At 75.9% G+C, this 5,127-nt stretch carries 5 protein-coding genes; 2 read left to right on the forward strand and 3 right to left on the reverse strand.

Going from position 1 to position 5,127, the window contains the following annotated elements; translation table 11 throughout:
* Positions 1-409: hypothetical protein (locus PSR1_RS21615; RefSeq protein ID WP_059439419.1), on the reverse strand; the 409-nt coding region annotated here is incomplete at its 3' end.
* Positions 410-548: 139 nt separating this feature from the next.
* Between PSR1_RS21615 and PSR1_RS21620 the strand changes: the two genes are divergently transcribed.
* The gene (locus PSR1_RS21620) at positions 549-1,865 is read left to right on the forward strand and encodes a flavohemoglobin expression-modulating QEGLA motif protein (protein WP_059439420.1); all 1,317 of its coding nucleotides are present in this window, start codon (positions 549-551) and stop codon (positions 1,863-1,865) included.
* Between the two features lie 19 nt (positions 1,866-1,884).
* Here the strand turns inward: PSR1_RS21620 and PSR1_RS21625 are convergent, their stop codons facing one another.
* Together PSR1_RS21625 and PSR1_RS21630 are read right to left on the reverse strand one after the other, a co-directional pair.
* Positions 1,885-3,003: a VIT1/CCC1 family protein gene (locus tag PSR1_RS21625; RefSeq protein ID WP_059439421.1), complete on the reverse strand. Its 1,119-nt coding sequence runs from the start codon at positions 3,001-3,003 to the stop codon at positions 1,885-1,887.
* A 45-nt stretch (positions 3,004-3,048) separates the two neighbouring features.
* Complete coding sequence (locus PSR1_RS21630; protein WP_059439422.1) at positions 3,049-3,579, reverse strand: response regulator transcription factor; 531 nt, start codon at positions 3,577-3,579, stop codon at positions 3,049-3,051.
* Positions 3,580-3,852: 273 nt separating this feature from the next.
* On the opposite strand from PSR1_RS21630, the gene hisD reads away from it, so the two are divergent.
* Positions 3,853-5,127: histidinol dehydrogenase (gene hisD, locus PSR1_RS21635; protein WP_059439423.1), on the forward strand; the 1,275-nt coding region annotated here is incomplete at its 3' end.

The raw sequence follows: 5,127 nt of genomic DNA on the forward strand, positions 1-5,127 counted from the left end.
TGTCGTGCCGGACCTTCATCACGTTCGACACCGCGGTGAACTCGCGGCTCTCCCGCTGCATGTGCTCCTGCAGCTGGAGGTACTGGAGGTTGAAGGTCTGGGCCTCGCGCTGCAGCGTGCGGGTGGCGTCGAGGACGTCCCCACCCGCGGCGCCGCCGCCGGGCGATCCGGTGAGCCCGCCGGCCAGCGGGGTCCCGGCGAGCGGCGAGCCGCCGGCGGCCGCGGCCCCGGAGCGGATGGCGGCGGACAGGATGGTGCCGCCCGGGATGATCGGGGCGGCGAGCTCGACGGTGGCGGCCACCCCGCGGACCAGCCCCTCGGCGGCGCCGCGCAGGGCGCTGTCGAAGCGCCCGGGCAGCGCGCGCTGGGTGCTGGCGGGGGCGACGTGGATCGACTCGATTCGGTTCATGGCGTGCGTCCTCCTCGGCGCGACCGACAGCAACGGCCGTGCCGCGGCGAAAGCGCCCGCCGGCGCGGGCCGCGTGCGAGCGCCACCGGCCGGCGCACGACCGGGGCGGGCGGGCGGCGGACCGTGGTAACGTCCGCGCGTGCCGCCCGACGTGTTCCGCCGCGTCAGCGATGAGATCCTGCGCGCGCAGCGGCCCATCCGCGTGCTGCGGTCCATCAACTGGGACCCCGCGGTGCACGAGCGCTTCTTCCGGGGCGGCGCGCGCGAGCTGCCGAAGCCGGAGTACCCGCCGCTCGGCTTCGAGCCGGAGAAGAAGATCAAGGAGCTGCGCGCCATCCGGCGGCAGGTGCGCGGGAAGAACCCGGTGGAGGACCTGCTCCGCCGCAAGTGCGACGAGTTCATCGCGCTCGCCCGGCTCCTCGCCGCGCGCGGGACGAAGCGCTTCTACGAGCTCTCCCGCCGCATCTACGGCGACCCGCGCGATCGCTTCCCCGACCACAACGTGGACAACCTCGCCATCGCGCGCATGTGGGCCTCGCGCCCGCGCGCGCGCGACGAGGAGCTGGTCTACGACGCGGAGCAGGCGGCGGCCCGCGTGGCGGACATCTGCAACCCGCTGCTGGGCGGGCACGTGAAGGTCGCGGTCCGCACGCGGCTCACCGCCAACGCCGCCGCGGGCGGCACCAGCATCACGCTCCGCAAGGGCGCGCGCTTCTCCGATCGCCAGGTGCGCGCGCTCGCCCACCACGAGGGGCTGTGGCACGTGCTCACCTCGCTGAACGGCTACCGGCAGCCGCACCTGCCGGTGCTGGGCGTGGGGCTGCCCCGCCACACCGAGTCGCAGGAGGGCGGCGGCATCGTGGCCGAGTTCCTCACCGGCCACATCACGGACGAGCGCTACATCGAGCTGGGCGAGCGGACCATCGCCATCGACATGGCCGCGCGCGGCGCCGACTTCCTCGAGGTGTACCGGTACCTGCTCGCGCGCTTCCCGCCGGAGAAGGCGGCGCTCATGAGCGAGCGGGTGTTCCGCGGCGGGCTGCTGGAGGGCGGCGCGCCGTTCACGAAGGACGCGGCCTACCAGCGCGGCTACTGCCGCACGTTCAACTTCCTGCGCGCGGCGCTGGAGCAGCGCGACGTGGAGCTGGTGCGGGCGTTCCTGGCGGGGAAGATGAGCGTGGACGACGCCGAGCTGGTGCGGGACCTCGTGGAGGAGGGGATCTGCGTCGGCCCGGTCTACCTGCCGGAGTGGTTCATCGACATCGACCGGCTGAACGCCATCGCCACGCACAGCGTGACCATGAACCGCTTCTCGCTGCCCTCGGTGACGCGCTACTACGCGCGCCGCCGGGGCACGCGCCCGCCGGCCGAGGCGCCCGGGCGCGGCCGCGAGGCGGACACCGAGGAGGCGCCTGCGCGGCTCGCCGGCGCGGACGAGGGCGACCTCGGAGAGTGAGCGCGCGGCGCGGCCGGGCTCAGGTGATCGTCGCCCCGAACAGCCGGCCCACGGCGTAGGTGACCCCGGCGGCGAGCGCGGCGAGCCCGGCCATCCGGAGCGCCGACCGCCACACGCTCGTGCCGGACAGGAACCCGACCGCCCCGCCCACGCCGGCCAGGATCGCGCCCGCCAGGATCGCGCTCGAGATCACCGCCGGCGTGCCGGAGGTCACCAGGAACGGCACGATGGGCACGAGCGCGCCCACCGAGAACATCGCGAAGGACGACAGCGCCGCGCCCATGGGCGAGCCCAGGTCCTCCGGGTCGAGCCCCAGCTCCTCGCGCACCAGCGTGTCGAGCGCGCTCGCCGGGTTCTTGAGGATCTCGGCGGCGGTCCGGCTCGCCTGCTCGGTGGAGAGCCCCTTCTGCTTGAAGATGAGCGCCAGCTCGGCGGCCTCCTCCTCCGGCGCCTCCTCGATCTCGCGCTTCTCGAGCGCGATCTGCCGCGCGAGCAGGTCGCGCTGGCTCGCCACCGAGGTGTACTCGCCGGCCGCCATGGAGAACGCGCCCGCGAGCAGCCCGGCGAAGCCGGTGACGAGCACGGTGCCGGGCGCCACGCCCGCCCCCGCCACGCCGAGGATGAGCGAGAGGTTCGAGACCAGCCCGTCGTTCATCCCGAAGATCGCCGCGCGGATCGACCCGGCCCGCCCGCCGCCGCGGTGCCACCGCTCGCGGTCCCCGATGAGCGCCCGCGCGCCCTCGGGCGCGTCCGGCCCGTGCATGCCGGCCAGCACCTGCCGGTGCGCGCGCTCCTCCGCGGCGATCTCGGTCGCCTCGCCGCCCTGCCGGTCGTACTTGTCGGCGTCGCCGGCCTCGGTCTCGAGGACCATGGGCAGCACCGCGGCGCTGCCGAGCCGCCGCGCCAGCCACACCAGCGCGCGGATGCGCGAGCTGGGCCGGTCCGGCGGGACCGCCACGCCTTCCTTGAGGAGCTTGCGCTCCCAGACCTGCGCGTGGCGCCGCTCCGCCTCGGCCAGCTCGCGGAAGCTCGCCGCGCGGGCGGGGTCCTTCTCGTGCCGCGCCAGCCCCTCGTACAGGGCGGCGCCGTCGCGCTCGTCGAGCAGGTTCTGCAGCCACAGGTCGGTGCGCACGTTCATGCGCGGCGGACTGTAGCAGGCCGGGCGGACGGTGCGGAGGCGGCGTCAGCGCAGCGCGGCCCCGGCCCGCGCGGCGTCGCAGGGGTCGGTCCAGAACGTCGCCACCAGGTGCGAGCGGCTGGTGCACCGGGTCTTCGCGAGCAGCGCCGACACGTGCAGCTCGATGGTCTTCTCCGAGCAGCCGAGCCGGGCGGCCACTGTGCGGTTGGTGTCGCCCTGCGCCACGCGGGCCAGCACCGCGGCCTGCCGCGGCGTGAGCCCCCAGCGCCGCGAGATCACCTGCACGCGGTGGCGCGCGTCGCCGTCCAGGTCCGGCAGCACCACCAGCGCGTGGCCGGGGTGGCCCTCGACGGCGAAGCGGGCCGGCGTGCGCGCGTCGGCGGCGGGGGGCGCGCGGAGCACCTCCATCACGCGCTCGCGGTCGGTGGCGAGGAGCGTCCGGGCGCGCGCGTTCGCGAGCAGGATCGAGGCGGGCGCGCGGACCACCACCGCGGGCGCGGGGATGGCCTCGAGCGCCGCGTCGAGCGCGGCCGCCGCGAGGACGGAGATCTCCGGCCGCTCGGGCGGCGGAGGCATGGAACCGGGTGGAGCGACTTCACGGGGAGAGAGGTCTCCCGCGTGCAGGGTTTTCATCGTCCGCGGCCCCCCAGGCTTCGCGCGAATTGCGAGACCGAAGCCTATTCCATCCGTCGATCTTCGCTATCCGGGGAATCCCGTACAGCGCGTGCGCCAATGCGGACGCTGCGTCCCGCGGCGTGCGCCGCAGGTCGCGGCCGACCGGGGCAGGCGCGACCCTCGCCATCGAGGGGCTTTTCGTCTATATCAACGGGTTCCCCGAGGAGTTCCGCCGTGCTGAAGCTCGATTCCCGCGATCCTGCCTTCCCCGAAGCGTGGGCCCGCGTCTGCGCCCGCGGGTCGGACGAGGACGAGGCGCCGGTGCGCGAGGCCGCCGCCGCCATCGTCGCCGACGTCCGCGCCCGCGGCGACCTGGCGCTGCTCGAGCACACCCGCCGCCACGACGCCTGGGATCCGGGCTCGGCGGCCGGCCTGGCGCTCGGCCCCGCCGACTTCGCCGCCGCCTACCGCGGCCTCCCCGCCGCGGCGCGTCGTGCGCTCTCGCTCGCCGCCCGGCGCATCGCCGACTTCCACCGGCGCGAGTCCGACGCCCGGGTGCCGGCGCGCCGCGACGGCGTGGGCGCGACCCTGTCTCAGGTGGTCCGGCCGCTGGAGCGCGTCGGCCTCTACGTTCCGGGGGGGACTGCCCGCTATCCCTCCTCCGTGCTGATGACCGCCGTGCCGGCCCGCGTCGCCGGCGTGCGCGAGATCGTCGTGACGTCACCCGGCGTGAAGGGCACCGGCGAGATGGACCGCTGGACGCTCGCCGCCTGCCACGTGGCCGGGGTGGCCCGGCTGTTCAAGGTCGGCGGCGCGCAGGCGGTGGCGGCGCTCGCCTACGGCACCGCCACGGTGCCGGCGGTGGACAAGATCTGCGGGCCGGGCAACGCGTACGTGGCCGCCGCGAAGCGGCTGGTGTTCGGGCGCGTGGACATCGACATGATCGCCGGGCCGAGCGAGATCCTGGTGCTCGCGGACGCCGCGGCGGATCCGGCCGAGGTGGCGAGCGACCTGCTCGCGCAGGCGGAGCACGACGTGCGCGCGGTGTCGGTGCTGGTGACGCCGTCGGCCGCGCTGGCGCGGGCCGCGCTGGCGGAGGTGGAGCGCCAGCTCGCCGACCTGCCGCGGCGCGAGATCGCCGGGCGGTCGATCGAGGAGCGCGGCGCGGTGGTGGTGACGCGCGGCCTCTCCGAGGCGGTGCGGCTCGCCGACGCGTTCGCGCCCGAGCACCTGGCGCTGCACGCGCGCGGCGCGGCCGGCCTGGTGAAGCGGATCTCGCGCGCCGGCGCGGTGTTCGTGGGCAGCTCCACGCCGGAGGCGGTGGGCGACTACCTGGCCGGCCCGAGCCACGTGCTCCCGACCGCCGGCACCGCCCGGTTCGCCTCGCCGCTCTCGGTGGCGACGTTCCGCCGCCGCATGAGCGTGCTCGACCTCACGCCCGCGGCGCTCGCCGCGCTGGCGCCGTCGGTCGAGGCGCTGGCGCGGGCCGAGGGGCTGGAGGGGCACTGG

The sequence above is a fragment of the Anaeromyxobacter sp. PSR-1 genome (genome assembly GCF_000964525.1).
In the GTDB taxonomy this organism is placed as follows: Bacteria; Myxococcota; Myxococcia; order Myxococcales; family Anaeromyxobacteraceae; genus Anaeromyxobacter.